The organism is Sorangiineae bacterium MSr11367, assembly GCA_037157805.1.
Taxonomy (GTDB): domain Bacteria; phylum Myxococcota_A; class Polyangia; order Polyangiales; family Polyangiaceae; genus Pendulispora; species Pendulispora rubella.
In genome coordinates, this window is sequence record CP089983.1 from 12,005,333 (window position 1) to 12,023,973 (window position 18,641).

Sequence of the window (18,641 nt, forward strand, 5' to 3'; positions counted from 1 at the left end):
GAACGCGAAGTAAGAAGTGGCCGCCCGGGTCTAGATCCGGATCGCGGCGCCGCGCGGATCCAAGTCCGCGACGAGGGACTGCACCCAATCTTCGGGAATGATCGGCTGGTGGTAGATGCACTCGTCCGACTCGATGGACGAGCCGTGCAGGCGGCCCATCGGTACGAGCACCATCTCCCCCGGCGCGAGCCGCAGCTCCATGCCGAGGTTGCCCCAGAAGATCATGTTGCCCGTCTCGATCACCACCAAGCGGTGGTCGTCGTGCACGTGCGTGGTGGAGCACATTTCACGCGGCTCCACGAAGGTCTCGCGATCGATGTCCGGCCGCTCGGCACGGATGCGTGCGTCGATGCGGCGGGCAATCTCCTTGTAGACCTCCACCGACGAGAGCCAGCGGAACTGCTCGCCGAGGTTGCGTCGCACCGAGGTGCCGAGAGCCTCCGCCATGCCCAGCCCGCGCTCGACCTCGTCGAGTCCGCGCGCGCCCCACCGGCGTTCGACGATGTCCAAGGTCTGCTCGAAACGGTGCGCCAGGTCGTCGACCAGCGAACGCGTCATTCCGTCATCGTTGACGTCATTCGCGCCCTCCAACCCAAGCTTGGCGCCGGCCATGCCCGTGAAGCATCCGAAGGCGAGCCACTCGGCCTCCGCCGCGAAGGCTGCGCCGTAGAGGCGAAGGGCGCGGTCGGGGCGCCGGGCGAGCGCGTGGAGAAAGTTGCACGAGGCGAGGCTCGTCGACAGGTAGAATTGCCAGTACGAGTGCTGCTGCCGTTTGACGCCGACGCGGTGGGCGAGGCGGCGCACGTCCGCATCGGACGGCGCATGCGTGACCAAGCGCGGCGCGAGGCTCGGGCCGAGGGGCTCGAAGAAGCGCGACGCGGTGGCCCGCGCCAAGGCGGCCCGCTTCGAAGGCGCGAGCGCCCACGTTTGAATCAGCGCGAAGCGCGTGCCTTCTTCGACGTAGCCCATCTCGGCGAACCGCTCGAACACCGAGCCCCAGAACGCCGCCTCGGTGCGCACCAGCACGCGCACGCGGTTCAGAAGCTCGTCCTTGCGGGCCGCGCCCGTGCTCGGGGCGCTCGAGGATCCGCGCTCGAGAAAGTCGAAGGAGAATGCCTCCAAGAAGGGCAGAATCTGCGCCCCGAGCATGCGGTGCTCTTCGTCGTAGAAGCGCGCGACGCGATCGAAGCTTTCGGCGGAGCCGTCACGCGGCAGGCCGGCGATGCTCAACTCGTGGAGCGAGAGCAGGATGCGCTGCGAAGCGAGAAACGGGAGCTGCGTCACCGTGTCGGGGGTGACGGGCCGCGAAAACTTGATGAACGCGAGATCCTCGGGCCGCGCGGCGCGGCGGTGAAACTCGTCGTCGAGCTCCAGCTCTTCCACCATGGCGCTGCGAAGCGCCTCGTGTGCAGCAAATTGACGGATCCCCTCGGTCGCACCGCGCGCGTGTCCATCCCAGTCGTCGAACGCGAACGTCCTCTTCGGACTTTGCGGATCTACGGCGCCCACGTCAGGACATCCTGCTCTGACGTTCGGCTTCCTCTTGGGCCAACGCTTTTCGCAGACTCAGAGGGCGCATGTCCGTCCAAGTCACATCGATGTACGCAAGGCATTCGGCCTTTTTTCCCTGCTTGCCGACGGCCTTCCAGCCCGCGGGGATCGCCTTGTAGCTCGGCCAAATCGAATACTGCTCTTCGTCGTTGATCACGACGTCGAACGTCGTGTCGTCGTCACCCCAGCTCATGTCAGACCTCCCACACTTATCCGGACGTGGAAGTGTCCTTTTACCTCTTCCTGATAATGATTCTCAACTTCTTTTCGGTTGTGTTGACCCGCGTGTAAGGCCTGGACCGCTTGGTCAGCGCATCTCCGCCGCAACTTTGACGAAGAATTGCCGCCCGGGTCTCTGCGCCCCGAAGATGTCAAACACACGCGCATCGGTCAGGTTGTCGATTTCGAACGTGCTCGCCACGCGAGTGTCTCCTGCGAAGACGGCCCAGGTGATCCCCGCCGCATGCGTGACCTGCGCATCGACGACCTGCTTGAGGGCCGTGACACCCTGGCTCTCCCACCCGACGAAGAAGGAGTGCACGTAGCGACCGAAGTAGTACGGCTCGAGGGAGTCGTTGGGTCCCGGAAGGCCGCGGACGCGAAAGCGCGCCCCCCAACTTCCGAAGAGGTACGGCCGGGCGGGTACGCGATCGCCGTTGTACCGGGCGTACGGTTCTTCGGTGGCCGTGTTGCGAAAGTCGTTGTACGTGACGCTGCCATCGAGCGTGAGGAACCGGCCCGGCACCGTCCACGCGCCCCCGGCTTCGACGCCGATCGAGCGCGCACGGAAGATGTTTTGGTACGTGCTTCGATTCGTCGCCGGGAACACGTTGATCAGGTTGTCGGTGTCGCGGAAGAAGCCGTTCACGTCCAGGGTGACATCGCCGATGCGCTTGCGGCGCACCTCGATGTGCGGTCCGACGTTGACGTTGTGGCTCGACTCGGGCTCGAGCTGCGGGTTCGGTCCGATGAGCGCGCCGTCGCCGAACGTCTCGTCGGCACTGGGTAGACGGGTGGTCCGCTCGTAGGAGGCCTTGGCGTAGAGCCAGTCGTTTACGCGGTAGCGAACCGCATTGCCGATGCCGAAACGGTGCTGGTCGACGTCGAAGATCCGTCCAAGGTCGTCGGCGGACGAGGCGCGGTACAGGTAGTCCTTCACGAAGAAGATGTTCTGAAAGCGTCCCTCGAGCAGGTTCATCTCGTACTCGACGCCGCTGTTCATGGCGAAGAGCTTGCCGGTCGCGATGTCTCGGCGCTCCGACCGGGCGCGCGCTTCGCCGGGGCGCACCGTATAGGAGGGCGTCACGGCGAAGCGCAGCACATGGTCCTTGGCCACGGCCCATGTCATCAACGCGCGCGTGTAGACGGTGTCCTGCCAGAAGGCCTGATCGCGCGGGGTGTTGTCCACCTCGCCGGACGACGGCAGACGCGTTCGGATGCGCCGGCCGTACCAGTCGTAAACCGACGTCCCCACGTCGGTGAAATGCATGAACCGGCGCGCGTAGTTCGCCAGGGTCTCGAGCTCCAGGTTCTTCGCGAGGGGTTGCTCGTAGCGCAAGGTGCCGCCGTACACGCGTTCCTTGCGCGTGACATCGCCGTAAGGCGGGTTGGACATGACGAGGTTGCTCTGGACGTCCTTGTCGAAGCCCGTCGCGAAAAGGCGCGCGGTGAGACGCCGCGCCCAGGGTCGATCGACGACGCCCGCCTCGACGGCGCCACCGAGGGCCCAATAGCCATCGTGAAAGCGGGGAACGGTGACCGGCTGCGGGGTCCCGACCGCGTTGTCCACGGTAACGTCGACGTCGTAGTTGTTCTTCGCCCGGTCGAGAAACGCCGTGGCGCCGAACACGAGCCCGGAGTCTACGTCGCGGGTGCGGCCATCGACCGAGAGCCGATGGATGCCATTCGAGCCGGTTTGGTAGCTCGCCGCGAGGCGCGGGGCGTAGTTCGAATCGAGGGTCACCAGGTTGAGGGCGCCGCCCAGCGCATCGGCCCCGAAGCGAAGGGGCACGACCCCGCGATAGACTTCGACGCGCTCGATCAGGTTCACGGGAACGTTGGCAATGCCGAACGGAAAGCCCGCCGAGGCGAGAGGAACACCGTCGAGGAAGAAACGGATTTGCTCGTCCGCGAGGCCATTCAGCGAAAAGCGCGTGCTGCTTCCCAGGCCGCCATCGCGCGCGATGGCGACGCCCTGCGTGCGCGCGAGCACCTCGCCCATGTCCACGGTCTGCTCTTTCGCGCGGCGCAGATCGACCACGGTGACCGACTCGGCGGAGCGCACGAGCCGTTGGGCGGGGCTGCCCTTTCCGCGCACCGTGACGTCCGTCGGCGCTTTTTCCTTCGGTTCCTTCGGCGGCTCCTGCTCTTGCGACGACGCGGTCTGCGCCGCAGCATGGCGTGCGGCGAGTGCGACGAGCAGGTGCAGGACGAGCGCGAGGCGCCGTTTCGATCTCATTCGCGTGCTTGAGGAGGCGTTCCAGCACAATCCGGGCGCGGATGCACCCTCGTTGTACTCAGCGTGCGCTCAGCGCTTCTTTTTGCGGCACTTCGGGCAACAGCCGAGCAGCTCGTGGACGTGGCCGGTGAGCTCGTAGCCGTATCTCTCGGCGATGACCCGTTGAAGCGTCTCGAGCACCTCGTCGTGAAACTCGACGACGTCCCCGCATTGCGTGCACACCAAATGGTCATGGTGCGGACGCTCGAAGGCGGCCTCGTAGCGCTGTTCGTCGCCGGCGGACACCAGCGCCGGCTGCACGATGCCAGCTTCCACCAGCAGGGGCATCGCGCGATAGACCGTGGCCACGGAGGCATCGCGCAGACCGCGCTCCTGCAGCACCCGCGCAAGCTCCTGCACGTGAAAGTGGCCGTCGTATTCCAGCGCGGCCCGCACGATCGCTTCGCGCACCGACGTCATACGAAGGTCGCGCCCGTAGAGCACCGCCCGAAAGCGCTCCACCGCACGGACGATGCGTTCTTCCGGGCAGCTCGCTGTTACGACGTGAGCCACAACCCGAGGATCTAGCCTGCCCCTCGCGCGGGTCAAGCCCACTCGAGGCGAACGCCGCGGGAAACCGTGTTAAAGTCCGACCGGGATGCGTCGCTTCGCAGTTATCAGCTTGGCAAGCGCGATGGCGGCGGCGGCGTGCTCCCTCTCCCAGTTCTCCGCCGAGTTCGGTCGTGACCCCGTGGCGGACGCGGGCTCGGACGGCGCACCGGGGTGCAAGGCGTCGATTTTCTGCGACGACTTCGACGGCGCACAACCCTATGTGAAGTGGGACGATGCACCGCCCCCGCCCGGGTCGGCCATCTCGATCGACACGACGAAGTCGGTCTCTTCGCCGAACTCGTTGCGCCTGCAGTGCGGCAAGGATCGGGTCTGCCATCTGCAAAAGACGCTGCCGAAGATCGACCGCATGCGCATCGAGTTCGATGTCCTGCTGGTGACCGCACCGCCGGTGCCGCGCACCATCTGGTCTTTCAGCTTCGATCAAAGCGACGAATCCATCGAGGTGAGGCACCTGGCCGATCACATGGAATTCGCCATCTGCGCCCGCTCGGGGTGCTGGGCCGACGGATCCATCGGCACCGCCACGAGCAGCTTCCAACACGTGCGCGTGGACGTCATCTTCGGTGACGCCGGCCACATCGACGTTTTCGTCGACGGGAACCGACGCATCGCCAACGCCCAGCCCGTTCCGCGCTCCACCTTCGAGCGGGGCGTGTTCTACCTCGGCGCCGCCTTCCCCGATCCGGGAACCCCCAGCGACATCCACGTTGACAATTTTGCGATCTCGGCCTTGTAACGATCGAGGGTGGCGGTTTCGGCTATCCTGCCGAATTCCCTACCGAGCGCTCCCGCAAACGACGACCGAGGCGGAGGGCTATTCTCCGGAGTCGACGATATGAACCAGACCTTTCCGAATTGGCATCCGATGCACTTCGTTCCTTCCACTTCGGAGGCGGTGATCGACGTCGGGTGCAATGTCGGCGACGCGCTCGTGGCTGCGCGCTCGCTCGGCGCCAAGCGCCTGTACGGCATCGACATCAACCAGCATGCGGTGGACGCGGCACGCAAGAAGTTCGCCGGCGACCCCGATTGCACCCTCGCGCACGGTTCGATCGACAAGCTGCCCTTCGAGGCGGACATCGCCGATGTGGCCATCTGCACCGAGGTAATGGAACACGTGCCCAGCGAGCTGCGTCCCAACGTCGTGCGCGAAATCCACCGTGTTCTGCGCGACGACGGCACCCTCGTTTTCACCGTTCCGGCTGCCGGCATGTTCGCCGCGCTGGATCCGGCCAACCTGCGACTCCGCTTCCAAGGCCTCTTCGCCGTCGTTTCCTCGCGGATCGGCGGCCCCGGGCGCGACCGGGGCTTCGAAGGTCAAAAGCACGGCATCGTTTGGCACCATCACTTTTCGCTCGAGGAGCTACGCGCCCTCTTCGAGCCGTACTTCGAAATCACCACGGTGCGATGGCGCGCGGCCGTGCTCGCACCGGTCTGCGACATCCTCAGCTTCCCCTTCTCCCGGCGCAGTCGCTACGACCATCCCGTCTACCGCACCCTCGCCAAGATCAATCAGTGGGAGTACTCGAAGGACTTCGGCGAGTCGTACGCCTACAACGTCCTCCTCGTCGCCAAAAAACGCCCCCTCCCCTAGTTTCAAGCCCGAGCTCGACAGCGCGCCCTACGTCAAAGCCCGCGATGGAAGCCGTCGACCGTTACTGTACAAAGCGAGCCCAGCGAGCGCAGTACAGTAACGGCAACGGTGGGCGAAGCAGTTAGAAACCGCCCTTACGACGAGATCTAACCGCTGGGGGTGCACGGGAGGGGAGTTGAACCCCTACGCCTTGCGGCGCCGGAACCTAAATCCGGTGCGTCTGCCAGTTTCGCCACCCGTGCTCGGACGGAGCACTATAGCGGGCCTTCGGCCGCGAAACCAGCCGCTCGCGCACGGTCCGCCGAGTCCGGGCGTGCGCGAGCCGCAGGGGCGGATGGAGGCTAGATTTGCATGTTGAAGATTTTCAACTCCGACAGGTCGTACCTCTCGGCCAGGGTGTCGAGCATATTGACCACCACCGTGATCGAGAGATCCCTCGCCGGACACCCGTGGGGGCCTTTCGACCAGCTCAGGACCTTGTCGTATTCTTCCCGTGGTCGATCGAGGCGAAGCATTTCAGGATCGTGGAACTGACTCGGATCCCGATTCGAGCACGCGAACGGGTACACGATCTGATCGCCGACCTGGAGCTTGATCGGTTTGCGTCCAATTTTGACGACTTCGTCCTTTTCCAAGATGCGGTGAACCGTGGTGACCGTGGGAAAGAGGCGCTGCGCCTCGATGACGAAGTTTCGCTTCTCCTCGTAGGTCAGCTCGTCGTAGCGAATCTCGAATCGCTGGATGTCTTCCACGCAGCGCATCACGATCGACCCGACGCTGAACATGCCGGCAAACATGACCATCTCGATGAGGATGCCGTCGAAACCGTCATCCCTCAGCCTCTGGTAGACGTTGCGCCGCATGCTTTCGTGCGTCCCCAAAAGCCCATTCATGAACGTCGCATATCGGCTGAACAGCGACGCCTCGAGGAATCGGCGGATGTATTCGTGCGTAACCTCGTCGGCCTCCTTCTTCGGAATGGTCTTGCCGGAGAGGACCTTCAGCAGGATACGGGTCGCCGCCCCGCGAATGCCGAACATGGTCGCCATATCGTCGGCCCGCTTCCACTCGCTGAGGATTTCCGCACAATCCGCGCGAATTTTTCCATAGTCGAGCTCGATCGCGCGCACCTCCGGCTTGAAGATCTTCGTCTCGATGTAGTCGCGGGTGACCGAGCGAGCCGGCGGACACTGGTTCACGCTGGCCGTGTTGGTCGCAAAGGTGATGCTGTCGCTGGTGGCGAAGCTCACGCCCATGAAGTCGTTGCAGCGCGGCGCCGGTTTCGCGATCTCCTCCTCGGTCTGGCGGTGGTCGATCACCATGACGCCCTTCCCGAAAAGGAAATTTCCGCCATACGCTTTCTCGTGAAGGAGCATCGTCGGATTCTGAATATTGAGAAAAATGAGGGACCAATCGATGGGCGTGGTCACCTCCAGAATCGCACGCTTGATGAACGTGAAGCGCGTTCGGTACGCGTAAATCTTGAGCGGCTTGAGCGCGAGTATTCCCAAATACGAGCCGGCATTGATGGCACGGCGAACGAGGCCGCCCTCCTTGCGCACGGGCCGACGCGTCCCGTACGCAGAAGGGGCGACCCCTGCCGCTCGCGCCACCGCATCCGGCGTTTGCGTCATGCCATCGGCGGCATGGGGAAACGGACACGTCGGCCCCGACGAAACCGCGTTGGACGGATGTGAAAACGCCTTCGTTTGCATCATCGGATTTTTCATTCCCCACTCCTTGGCGATGGCAAAAGCGATATTTCAGGCGTGAATGGATCCGGGCACCTCGCTGGGGATCACGCGGTAACGTTGCGTCGAGGCGTCCTTGCGGACGTCCGCCTCGTAGCTCTTCAGGTCGGACTGGAACTTTGCCCAACACTGCTTCATCGCCTCCGTCGGGAGGGGAACGCGATCGTCCACGAGCTTGTACCGAAGCAGATCGGCGATGGTGATCGAGTTTCGCTTTTCGAGGACGAGGCCGAGCGTCGGATGGCCTTCGGCGTTGATGGCCGGCGGCATGATATCGAACTGCATTTCGTAGTCGCGAACCATGTTGGCCACGATGCAGTGCCATATCGATTCACTGAACATACCAATCGCGACCAGATGGGCGACGTGCTCGGGCATGAGCTGCTCGATGCCGTCGATCCCAAGGAGCTTGAACACGCCGTTCGGAACGCGGCTATGCAGTTCCTGGCAAAAATTCCGCGAATCCGTATCGACCGTGGGGACGAATTCCTTGCACCACGCGCTGGTAAATCTCCGGAAGATGCGAAAGAGATCGACGGCACTCTGCATGGTGGGAAACGCGGGATCATCGAGCAGGCCTTGCTCTTTGGCGCGATATTCGGCATCGAGCCAGCGAATATCGAAGTTGGATATCACGTCGCGCATGGCGCCATGAACCGTCGCGAGCGTATACCCAGTATACGATGGGACATTGCTATTTTCGCTGAGGATCAAGCCATCGATGTTGTCGTTGTTCACCCTCATCGTCTCGACGACGAAGGGCTCCAGAACGACGCGCAGTGCATGCCGCGCCGGGAGCGCGAGACGCGTGCAAATCGTCCACGTGCCCGCTCCGACGATGTGCATGTGCGTGAGGTGATCGGCCAAGGTGCCGAACGAGTTGAGCCCCACGAGAAAGCGCTTTTCGGCCATCGCCCACTCGGCGTTCCCGCCCGGGCGATACGTCTTTCCTTGAAACTCGACGCTCACGGTGGAAAGGCCACCGTTGCTGCCGCGGGAGAACCGAGCCAGCCCGCCCGTCCGAACGAAGGGAGAGCGCGTCTCGAGCGCTTCGATCTTCCGCAGATCGACGATGTAATCCTGCCCGTCCTTCTTCGTATAGATGGAGAAGGGCCCCCGTCGTGCAACACCGGCCAATTTGTCCGCGCCCCGGCGGAAGTCTTCGGGCACCTCCGGCGCTGGCTTCAGCGCCTGAAACTCCGGTGGATAAGGCACGCCCGTGCCCTTCCACGGATCCTTGTAGAACTGACTCATGCCGATGATTTCTTTTTGAAACAGAACCCACTTCAAAACCAACTGAGCAATCGGACTCTGAGCCTCCCCCGCCGGCGTGTTCTCGGAGACGAAGACCTTCGCCCCGGTGAGCCCTGGGTAGCGTTTTCCAATCAGCATGGGCGTGACGCGATCGGCATCCGATGGTTCACGTCGCGCCTGGATGACGTTGTTCTTCCGAACGACCGCAGCCGTCACTTTTCGCCAGTAGAGCTCGCGCAGCATCAAGGGGCCACCATCCAGAGGAGTGGGATCCACCCAAGCCATCTCCTCGGGGTATTCCCTTCTCATCTGATCGAGATACTTCTCGGACCCAGCCGGCATGACGGACATGAACCTCTTCCGAAGTGCCTCCGCGAGATCCGCGGGCGCGGGCAGGTCCGGCCCTTTATCGAGCAAATTCTTCAGCGGCTCCAACATCGCCATAGCTCCACCCTCCGCCACCGGTTTCGATGGCCGTTCGTCGTCAACGTCGGGATTGATTCGCAATCGACATCGGGAAACGCGCCTATGATTCCCAATTAGGCGCAAGGAACCTGGGTCGGGGCAGTTCCAGAGTCAATCGACGGCAGCCACGAAAGAGTGCTTGCGTCGCGCGCAATTCATCAATGGATGTCGCTCCCGAATCCATCGCCCCGCCGGCAACACGGGGTCGACACGTGACCCGGGTGAATTACGACCTGGGTTATCCGATCTTCAGCGATAGCCCACTGCTGCACGCCAAGTGCTCAATGCGACGCCTGCGGAGAGTGCGGCACCGAGAGCCTCCGGATCGCCCTCTCCCCCATCCCACGTCATTTCGATTTCACCTTTTTCGTATTTGATCTCGATACCCGGATATCCCGCGACGGCGAGGAGGGCACCGCGCACGGTTTCATCGAGAAGTCTTCCTGCGCACGCAGCATTGTCGGCGGTCGCGCGAAAGACGCTGTCGAAGGCGACGTCCGCAGTGTCGAAAGGAGGAAATGCCGAGCTGCTCGGCGCATTGCGCCCCTCGAGGTAAAGGCACACTTCGAGGGTGTTCGACCCACGGGCGGTGAGCCGCGTTTCGAAACCGCTCCCACTACCGGGAATGACGGCCAGCCCAATTTCGCAGTCGCCCAATCGACCATGCATGAAGGGCATACGGGTCTCGACACGCATCCCAGGCTCCTCCAAGCGAAGTCCATGCGCGCGCGAGAAGATGCGCCAGTTGGCGAACAAGGCACGCGGTGGCGCGTGCAGAACGGATTGTCGCCACCACCAGCGAGGGGCCACGACATACCCCGTGGTCAACGCAACGACCGCGAAAATGGCCATGACGAGGAGCATGCGTTTGCCATACTACATCAGTCCGCCAATCCTCTCCGCTCCACCGTCGCGCTTGCGAATTTGAGCTTCCGCGCCCCCGAATCCGCCTTACCCTTAACGTCGCGCGTTGCAAACGGTGCTCGTGCAGGGGGATGAGGCGAGATGGGGCGGGGAACATTTCCGAGGGGGCCGGAGGGAATCACGACAGGTTGGCTGGCGGATGCCGTCGGTGCACCGGTGTCGGCCTTCGAGGTCGAACAGATTGGGATGGGCGTCGGTCTTCTGGGACGCATGTACCGGTTGACGTTGAGCGGTGACGCAAGCACGCCCTCGAGCGTCGTCTTGAAGATGCCGACGCTCGACCAACGCGCACGCGCGAACATCATGAAGCCCATGCACTTCTACGAAAGGGAAGTCAGCTTCTACCAGGAGGCGGCCCGCGCCGTTCCCGTCGCCACCCCCAAGGTTCACTTCGCAGAGTTCGATCCGGCGACCGATGACTTCGTGCTCGTATTCGAGGACTGCAGCGACCGACGGATGGCGGACCAGATCGCCGGCTGTTCGAACGCCGACGCCGACACCGCGATCGACGCGATGGTCGCGCTTCATGCGCATTCTTGGGCGGCGCTGCAGGCTTCCACCTATCCGTGGTTGCCGAAGTATTGTGACTCACCCTATCCGCAGGCCTGGGGCGGAATGTTCGAGCGGGGATGGCCGCGCGCGCGCGAAATCTTCGGGGCCCGCATGCCCGAGCCGATTCGCGATTTCGGTGACCACTTCGAGCGTATCGTCCAGCCCTATCTGGACGAGATCTCGGCGGAGCCCGTGACGTTCTGTCACGGCGATTTCCGGCTCGACAACTTCCTCTTCAGGACGAAGAAAGAGCACGCGCCGATGACGATCGTGGACTGGCCGATCTGCTTTCGCGGCCGGGGCGCGTACGATCTCGGGTACTTCATCAGCCAGAGTCTCACGGCGGAGGACCGGCGTGCGAACGAGAAACGGCTGATCGACCGATACACCCACGGGCTCGCCGCCCACGGCGTCGAGTATCCACGCGACCAATTGATGCGGGATTACAAGCGGACGGTGGCGTGGTGCTTCCTCTACCCGGTGGCTGTGGTGGGATCGGCCGAGATCAAGACCGAACGCCAGCTTCAGCTCCTGCAAGGGATGCTCGACCGTTCCATCGCGGCCATCGAAGACTCCGGAGCACTCGAAGTGCTGCGCTAGGGGCCTGTCCCTCGTTCTAAAATCGGACGATCGAGCCCGTGCCCGTTTTCTGGCACGGGCTCGATCTCGAGGGCTCACCGTGGATCGGCGAACTGCGCGGACACGAATTGGAGAATGTCGGCCGCCTGCTCGAGGGAGGCTTGCACCGAGTCCGCCCCGCCATGACCTGCATTCCTCTCGATGCGGAGCCAGGCGGGCGCATTCGATGTGTTGGCCCATTGCATCTCGGCGATGAATTTGCGTGCATGCAACGGGTCGACGCGGTCGTCGCTGTCGCTGGAGAGCATCAGCAGCGCAGGGTATTCACGTCGTTCGACGCGATGGTAGGGTGAATACGCATAAAGCGCGTTGAACTGCTGCGCGTCGTCGACCGACCCGTACTCGGGAATCCACAGCCGCCCCAAGCCGAATCGGTGATAGCGCAGCATATCGAGCAGAGGGACTTCGCAGATCACGGCATCGAAAAGCTCGGGCGCCTGGGTCATGGTCGCTCCGACCAGCAGGCCACCGTTCGAACCTCCACGAATGGCCAACTGGTTGGCATTCGTCCATTGGTTGTCGATGAGCCAGCGTGCGGCGGCAATGAAGTCATCGAACACGTTTTGCTTCTGCAGGAGCATTCCCGCTTGGTGCCAGGGCTCTCCATATTCGCCGCCGCCGCGAAGGTTCGGGAGCGCGTACACACCGCCCGATGCCATCCAGGCCGCCATCGATCGGCTAAACGATGGTGTCATGTTCTGGTTGAATCCGCCGTAGCCATAGAGAATCGTAGGATTGTGCCCATTCGGGGTGACGTCCCTGCGGTGGGCGACGAACATGGTGACCGGTGTGCCGTCCTTGGACGGATACGTGACTTGGTCCGTGACGTACGCTGACGCGTCGAAGGGGGCTGTGTTGCGCGAATATTCGCGAACGGTCCCTTGAGCAATCGACGTCTCGAACTGGACCTCGGGCGTGGTGAACGATTCGAAGTTGAAATACGCGGTATCGTCGTCCGCCGCTCCCACGAGGATGTCGGACGACCCCCGGTCCGGCAAGGCGATGTTGCGGACGAACGTGCCATCGAGCCTGCGCACCGTGAGCTCCGTCGTGGCCTTGCGCATGGAATTGACCACCAGATGCCCGCCGAGGACAGCGAACGTGTGGATCGTGGCTTCAGGATCCTGGGGCACGACCTCTTTCCAGTTTGCTCGTTCGGGATGCAGCGGATCCACCTTCACGATGCGGAAGCGCGGCGCATCGAGGTTCGTCCGCAGGTACACGCCGTCGTTCTGGACGAGCCCCTGGGGGAATAGCGTCTGCCCATCACTCGGCCCCGTGATGGGCGTCCATACCCTCGCGGCCGCCGTGCGGTCCTGAATGAACACTTCGGAGGCCCCCGAGGCGCCATGAAAAATAAACGCGGCGAGCCAACGGCCGTCTGGCGATAGGTCGGCCCCGAGCCCTGTCTCCGGATCGTGCGTCGCGGGATGAACGATGGCATCGTTGGTCGGATCGGTGCCGAGTCGATGAAACCTTATTTCCGCGAAGCCAAAGCGCGTGGGCGCCGTGACCTCTCCGCCGATGGGTGGCATCCAGGTGTAATAGAATCCGCTGTTGTCAGGCGTCCACCCCGCGTCCCCGCTGTACCCCGTCCCCGGGATCACGTCGCCGGTTTCCCTGCCGTTCTCCACATCGAACATGTGCATCACGCCATCGTCACCGTTGTTTTCGTGGACCTGGTAGGCCACGAATTTCCCATTCGGGCTCGGGGTCCACAGTCCAAGGGCTGCCGAGCCATCGGCGCTCCATGCATTGGGGTCGAACAGCACCTTCTCGGCGCCATTTCTGCCGTCTTTCCAATACACGATCGCTTTGTTCCTGTCGGCGAGACGTCGGTTCCAAAAGTAGCGCTCCTGGCGCCGTATCGGCGCATCGTCGGCATTGGTCCGAAAAAGGGGCCGTAGCCGATCGAGCCATGCGTCGCGATTCGGAATGGCCGCGAGTCTTTGCCGCGCATAACCATCTTGCGCGCTCATCCATGACTGGACCTCCGAACTCGACGCATCCTCGAGCCATCGGTACGGATCCGGAACTTGAACACCCCAATACGTGTCGGCGACATTTTCGCGCCGACTGGCCGGATACGCATTGCCGGCATCGTCGCGTGAGTCGTCCGAAGGGCGATCGCTCTCCGAACTGCACGCCACCGCGCTGCCAAGCGCGATGAATAGGAGGCACGCGCGGATGCACGTCCATTCATTCACCAACGTGGATCGTTCCATGGATCTCCATGAAGCACATCGAAGTGCGTTGAAACGGTTGACCTCTGACTTTAGCTATTTAGCTGGATCCACGGGGCCGTCGCGAGACAAACGATCGCGCTTTCTCCGCGTGGTACGACTGGTCGTTACTCGACCCCATGCATCGGTGACATATGGATGCTCGATGCATGCGTTGCACACAAAGAAACGTTTCAACGGTTCTCGTCATGGACGCGGACAGGCTGGACGTGAACGGCGGCTCCGATCGCATTCGCGCTCGAGGCCGATAGGGAGCGCCGGCGTGCGGGCTCATGGTCACCGCCAGTCCGCGAACTAGGTGATCAACTCGCAAAACGCGAGGGCCGAGGCGGGCAGCCGCTTTCGCGCTTCCTCGAGCGCGCGTCGGTTCGTCGGGTTTTTCATGAGGAAGCGCGCGCGAAGGCCCGCATCGGGGATGCCTTCGGCGCGAATGCGGATTTGTTCGATGGCGCCCTCCAAAATGCGGGGAGCCGCCGGGCTGCCTGCCGCAACGTGGGCCTCGAACGCCGCGACGCGAAGTCGCACCTCGAAGATGCCGCACGCCCCAACCGAAACGACCCAATCGAGCGCGGCATCGGCGTGCTCGCAGGCTTCGGCATGGCGACCGGCGCGCCAGAGGACGGTCGTCAGTACGGTGTCCGCATACGACCGGAGCACCAAGAGATCCGTAATCGTGCGGAGGGCGAGTCGAGCCTGTCGCTCTGCAGGTTCGAGTTCGCCGCGTGTGAGGTAAATCTGGCCCAGCACCGCATTCGCAAGGCCTTGCATGCTGGGGTCGGCCGGTACTTCCAAATATTCGCGCAGAATGCCCTCGGCTTCGTCGAGCGACGCGACATCTCCCTTGTCGACGAGCGTCACCGCGAGGTACGGCGCCGCGAACGATAAGAGCCATTCTCGGGTGCGCCGAGCCACCTCGAAGCTGGCGCGCAATTTCGACTCGCCCGCGGCGAAACAACCGAGGTGAACGAGCGTATAGCCCTGATAGGTCCTTACGAGCGCAAGGAGACGCGGGTAATCGGATTGCTCGAACAACGTTTCGGCGCGCGCAGCCGCCATCAAGGCGCGCCAAGGATTCGGCTGAGACCACAAGGCGACGACGAAGTGCCCGAATTCCCACCAGGCCTTTCCATGGACATCCTCGACGGGGAGAAGCATGTCGTCCATTTCCGTGAGGTAGGGCGTAATCTGCGAAGGCCGTCCGGACCAGACCAACCGCATCACGGTGAGCGACAGGGCTCGCATGCGCATCCCCGCGGCTTTCCGCTCGAAAGGCGCGGTTCGCAGCTTCTCCCCCCACTGGAGAACCTCGTCCCAACGAAGGAGGCACGCCGCGACCAGCACCAAGGTGCCCGCGGCGAGCCACCAGTCGGCGCTCCCGCGGCGGAGCAGAGGCAGTGCCTCTTGGAGGAGGGCGTGGGCGTCCGCATACTGATAAAGGAAAAAACTCCCGCGCGCGCGGGCAGTCAGGAGCGCGCCGAGGACTTCGCTTTTCGCCCCGCACGCGATGCCTCGCTCGGTCAGGCTCGCCAAGGTCGCAAGCTCATTGTGATTGAGCGCCTCGGCGGCCGCCCGTGCGTAGTAGACCGCCGCGCGCCCCATGTCGCCACCGAGGGCGAAATGTTCGGCGAGAACGCCGGGATCGCATTCGCCCATCGATTCGAGGAAGGTGGCGGCCGCGCGGTGTCCCACCGAGCGATCCGCGTCGGTCAGGGTGCTGTGAGCGGCCTCCCGCAATAGCGCGTGCCGGAACGAATACTGAATATCTCCGAGAAAGCGGCTTGCGGCATTTCGCGAGACGAGCTCCTGATCGAGCAGCGCCTCCAGCCGGTCGTCGAGGCTCGCCGCCGAATCATGCTCCCCGAGCAGCGCGAGCAGCCCCGCACGCCAAAAGGTTGCACCGTAAACGCTGGCGGCGCGCAGCACCCGGCGCAGTCCCGGCTCGAGGCGCTGGAGCCGTGCTTGCAACATCGCGATCACGGTGTCCGGCATGACCCCGGACGCGTCTTCGGCAACGAAACGAATCAGCTCCTCCAAAAAGAGCGCATTGCCCTCCGCCTGGTCGACGATTCGTTCCACGACCACGGGCGCGACCTGCGTGCCGAGGACATGGGTCACGAGCTGGGTGCTTGCCTTTTTCGTCAACCCATGGAGCCTGAGGACCTCGCGTTTGCGTCCGGCCCAAAGCTTCGGGTGGCGTTCTTCGACCTCGGGGCGCGCGGTGGCCAGAACCATGATCGGCTTGTCGCTGCACTCGCGCAGCAGGTCGTCGACCAGACGCACCGTTAGCCCGTCACCCCAATGAAGATCCTCGAGGACGAGCAGCACCGGGTGCGCGCTGGATTCTGCGCGTAAGAAGGAGACGAATGCAGCGCTCACCTGATCGGCCATGGTGGGCGACTCGGCGCGCGCGTTCCGGGGCTTTGGCCGGGTATCCGATGGGAAAGGGATCCTACAGAGCTCGCCGAGGAATTCGGTGACAAAGGGTGCTTCGCTCGCAGGCACATGGAGCGACACCCGCTCCTGGAGGTGGCGCTGCTGCACGGCGAGTTCCTCGCCATCATGCACGTCGATGAGCCTGCGCAAGGCATCCCAGAGCAGGCCGTAGGGCGCACCCGATCGCGTGGGATCACCGCGCCCAAGCCACACCTCGACGGTCCTCGCGGCGTCGTGCTGCACCTGCCGGACGAATTCGCGCCGCAGGTGCGATTTACCGATTCCGGGCAGTGCGAGCACCACGATGGCGCGAGCGATCGAATCCTCGCAGCACTCGTCTAGAATCATTTGCAGCTGTGCGAGCTCCCGATGACGACCGACACAAGGCGTCGGTTTGCCGAGCAATAGCCGCCTCTCCTCGGTTTGGAGCTCCTCCTCCAAGATGCAGATCCCGGACTCCGGTCGACGCATGTGAAAGCGCGCGTCGAGCAGTTGCGCCGTAATGTCGTCGATCCATACGCCACCGGTGGCCAGTGTCCGTTCCGAGGTCTTGGACGCCTGCACCAACTTGCCCGCGCGATCCATGACCTCTCCGTCCGGCAGATGCTCGCCCACGATGCCTCGGCCGGTCGCAAGCACGACGCGCTGCGAAGGAGTGTCGTTGCGGAGGAAGAGTGCGCACCGTGCTGCCTGGATGGCTTGGTCGGTCGCGGTCATGCTCCCGGTCTGCGCGAGCGTCGCAACCATCGATCCGTCCACGAGCCGTTCGACCCGCACGCCAAAGCGGCCTCGCAGTGCGTCCCCAAGGGTCTGGCGAGACGCCTTGTCATGCTCGTCCTCATCGGTGCCGTCCGCAATCGACAAGATGACGCTCGCGAGTTGTTGCTCTTCGGAGAGGGGGGCAGAGTGGACCATGACGTCGTCGGGGGCGGGTTCGTCCGAGAGCGAGGCGAGCTGATTCAGCGCATCGAGGAGCGCGCCCGCATCCTTGGGACGCCGCTGCGGATCCTTCTCGAGCATCCGTGCGAGCAGCGCCTCCACGTCTTTCGGCATCGTCGGTCGCAGCGTGCGCAGCTTCGGAGCCTCTTGGAACAGAATGCCTGCCATGACGATGGTCGGGTGCGATCCATCGAAGAGCACTCGTCCGGTCAGGCATCGGAACATCACGCACCCGAGCGCGAACACATCGGCGGTCGCACCGATGGCCTCCCCGCGCGCCTGCTCGGGCGCCATGTAGCGAGGCGTGCCGAGCGCCAAGCCAGCCGCCGTGAGCTCGGACGAGATCAGCCGTGCCACGCCGAAGTCGAGCAACGACACGCGATCCGGTCGGCCCTCGAGAAGGAAGATGTTTTCGGGCTTGAGGTCGCGGTGCACGATCCCGTGCCTGTGCGCGACCGAAAGGGCTTCGGCGACCGCTCGAAACAGGGTCACCGTTTCAGCGAGCGACAAGCCTTCTCGGTCCATACGATGGCCAAGGTCCTCGCCCTCGAGCCATTCCATGACGAGAAATGCATCCCCTTGTGGGGTGATGCCATGATCGATATACGACACGATTCCCGGATGCCGCAACTGCGACAGGACGAGCGCCTCCCGCGTGAACCGCTCGTGAATGTCGTGCACGTGGACGAGCCGGCGAAGCACCTTGAGTGCCACCGTCGCGCCGTCACGCTTTAGGTCGCTGGCACGGTAGACAATGGCCATCCCACCGGAACCTGCCACCTCTTCCACGACGAATCGGTCGGCGAAGATCTTCTTGAGTGCGAGCGTCTCCTCGCTCATGCCACCTCTCGAGTCCGTATGATCTGTGCTCTCGAGTTAGGATCGTACGAGCCGTGGGAGGCCCCGGCGAACAAATCGTGAACCCGCGCGCGAATCCCTCGTGGCTGACGCAACCATGGCCCGCGAAGCCGCCCGCAACATGGCTGAGCTCAACCTCGGTGAGCTCGACCGCGGCCACGTGAGATTCGCAACGTGGCCTTTTGGGCGAACATGCGACTACTTGGTATTCGAGAAGTGGCCCCAAAACCGCAGTTGTATGCGCCGCATGTAGCGCAGCGCCATGGATTGAGAAGACGGATTACCTCTCCGGGGGACGGATTGTTCACCTTGAAGTAACCGTCGCACACATTCTGCTCGATGCTCCTCGGGTCTATGTGCAGCGGGCT

12 protein-coding genes and 1 tRNA gene are annotated in these 18,641 nt (G+C 63.4%); 3 read left to right on the plus strand and 10 right to left on the minus strand.

Features of this window, described 5'->3' with window-relative positions; genetic code table 11:
• Positions 1-30: 30 nt before the first annotated feature.
• From LVJ94_46545 to LVJ94_46560, 4 genes are all read right to left on the minus strand, one after another.
• Entirely contained in the window at positions 31-1,509 is a 1,479-nt protein-coding gene (locus LVJ94_46545; protein WXB04352.1) for a hypothetical protein, read from the minus strand.
• A 1-nt stretch (position 1,510) separates the two neighbouring features.
• Positions 1,511-1,744: an MbtH family NRPS accessory protein gene (locus LVJ94_46550; protein ID WXB04353.1), complete on the minus strand. Its 234-nt coding sequence runs from the start codon at positions 1,742-1,744 to the stop codon at positions 1,511-1,513.
• Positions 1,745-1,858: 114 nt separating this feature from the next.
• On the minus strand, positions 1,859-4,009 hold the full coding sequence (locus LVJ94_46555) for a TonB-dependent receptor (protein ID WXB04354.1): 2,151 nt from the start codon (positions 4,007-4,009) through the stop codon (positions 1,859-1,861).
• A gap of 69 nt (positions 4,010-4,078) precedes the next feature.
• On the minus strand, positions 4,079-4,561 hold the full coding sequence (locus LVJ94_46560; GenBank protein WXB04355.1) for a transcriptional repressor: 483 nt from the start codon (positions 4,559-4,561) through the stop codon (positions 4,079-4,081).
• A gap of 85 nt (positions 4,562-4,646) precedes the next feature.
• Here LVJ94_46560 and LVJ94_46565 point away from each other — a divergent pair, with 85 nt between their 5' ends.
• Together LVJ94_46565 and LVJ94_46570 are read left to right on the plus strand one after the other, a co-directional pair.
• Entirely contained in the window at positions 4,647-5,357 is a 711-nt protein-coding gene (locus tag LVJ94_46565) for a hypothetical protein (protein WXB04356.1), read from the plus strand.
• A gap of 99 nt (positions 5,358-5,456) precedes the next feature.
• A complete protein-coding gene (locus LVJ94_46570) occupies positions 5,457-6,215 on the plus strand; it encodes a class I SAM-dependent methyltransferase (protein WXB04357.1) in 759 nt (252 codons plus the stop codon).
• A 160-nt stretch (positions 6,216-6,375) separates the two neighbouring features.
• Here the strand turns inward: LVJ94_46570 and LVJ94_46575 are convergent.
• The 4 genes from LVJ94_46575 to LVJ94_46590 form a co-directional block, all read right to left on the minus strand.
• Positions 6,376-6,457, minus strand: a tRNA-Leu gene (locus LVJ94_46575).
• A 99-nt stretch (positions 6,458-6,556) separates the two neighbouring features.
• Positions 6,557-7,945 (minus strand): cytochrome P450, encoded by a 1,389-nt coding sequence (locus LVJ94_46580; GenBank protein WXB04358.1) that lies wholly within the window; start codon positions 7,943-7,945, stop codon positions 6,557-6,559.
• A 33-nt stretch (positions 7,946-7,978) separates the two neighbouring features.
• Entirely contained in the window at positions 7,979-9,664 is a 1,686-nt protein-coding gene (locus LVJ94_46585) for a hypothetical protein (GenBank protein ID WXB04359.1), read from the minus strand.
• A gap of 270 nt (positions 9,665-9,934) precedes the next feature.
• Complete coding sequence (locus tag LVJ94_46590) at positions 9,935-10,549, minus strand: hypothetical protein (GenBank protein WXB04360.1); 615 nt, start codon at positions 10,547-10,549, stop codon at positions 9,935-9,937.
• A 141-nt stretch (positions 10,550-10,690) separates the two neighbouring features.
• On the opposite strand from LVJ94_46590, the gene LVJ94_46595 reads away from it, so the two are divergent.
• Positions 10,691-11,761, plus strand: a complete 1,071-nt coding sequence (locus LVJ94_46595; protein ID WXB04361.1) for an ecdysteroid 22-kinase family protein — start codon at positions 10,691-10,693, stop codon at positions 11,759-11,761.
• A 74-nt stretch (positions 11,762-11,835) separates the two neighbouring features.
• On the opposite strand, the gene LVJ94_46600 is transcribed toward LVJ94_46595, so the two are convergent.
• Positions 11,836-14,025, minus strand: a complete 2,190-nt coding sequence (locus LVJ94_46600; protein WXB04362.1) for a prolyl oligopeptidase family serine peptidase — start codon at positions 14,023-14,025, stop codon at positions 11,836-11,838.
• A 312-nt stretch (positions 14,026-14,337) separates the two neighbouring features.
• Positions 14,338-18,255 carry a protein kinase gene (locus LVJ94_46605; GenBank protein ID WXB04363.1) on the minus strand — a complete coding sequence of 1,306 codons (3,918 nt, stop codon included), beginning with the start codon at positions 18,253-18,255 and terminating at the stop codon, positions 14,338-14,340.
• Positions 18,256-18,641 lie beyond the last annotated feature (386 nt).

Coding starts and splice junctions, on each gene's coding strand:
- LVJ94_46565 (WXB04356.1), top strand. CDS start 4,647: ATGCGTCGCTTCGCAGTTATCAGCTTGGCAAGCGCGATGGCGGCGGCG.
- LVJ94_46580 (WXB04358.1), bottom strand. CDS start 7,945: ATGAAAAATCCGATGATGCAAACGAAGGCGTTTTCACATCCGTCCAAC.
- LVJ94_46550 (WXB04353.1), bottom strand. CDS start 1,744: ATGAGCTGGGGTGACGACGACACGACGTTCGACGTCGTGATCAACGAC.
- LVJ94_46585 (WXB04359.1), bottom strand. CDS start 9,664: ATGGCGATGTTGGAGCCGCTGAAGAATTTGCTCGATAAAGGGCCGGAC.
- LVJ94_46590 (WXB04360.1), bottom strand. CDS start 10,549: ATGCTCCTCGTCATGGCCATTTTCGCGGTCGTTGCGTTGACCACGGGG.
- LVJ94_46600 (WXB04362.1), bottom strand. CDS start 14,025: ATGGAACGATCCACGTTGGTGAATGAATGGACGTGCATCCGCGCGTGC.
- LVJ94_46555 (WXB04354.1), bottom strand. CDS start 4,009: ATGAGATCGAAACGGCGCCTCGCGCTCGTCCTGCACCTGCTCGTCGCA.
- LVJ94_46570 (WXB04357.1), top strand. CDS start 5,457: ATGAACCAGACCTTTCCGAATTGGCATCCGATGCACTTCGTTCCTTCC.
- LVJ94_46595 (WXB04361.1), top strand. CDS start 10,691: ATGGGGCGGGGAACATTTCCGAGGGGGCCGGAGGGAATCACGACAGGT.
- LVJ94_46605 (WXB04363.1), bottom strand. CDS start 18,255: ATGAGCGAGGAGACGCTCGCACTCAAGAAGATCTTCGCCGACCGATTC.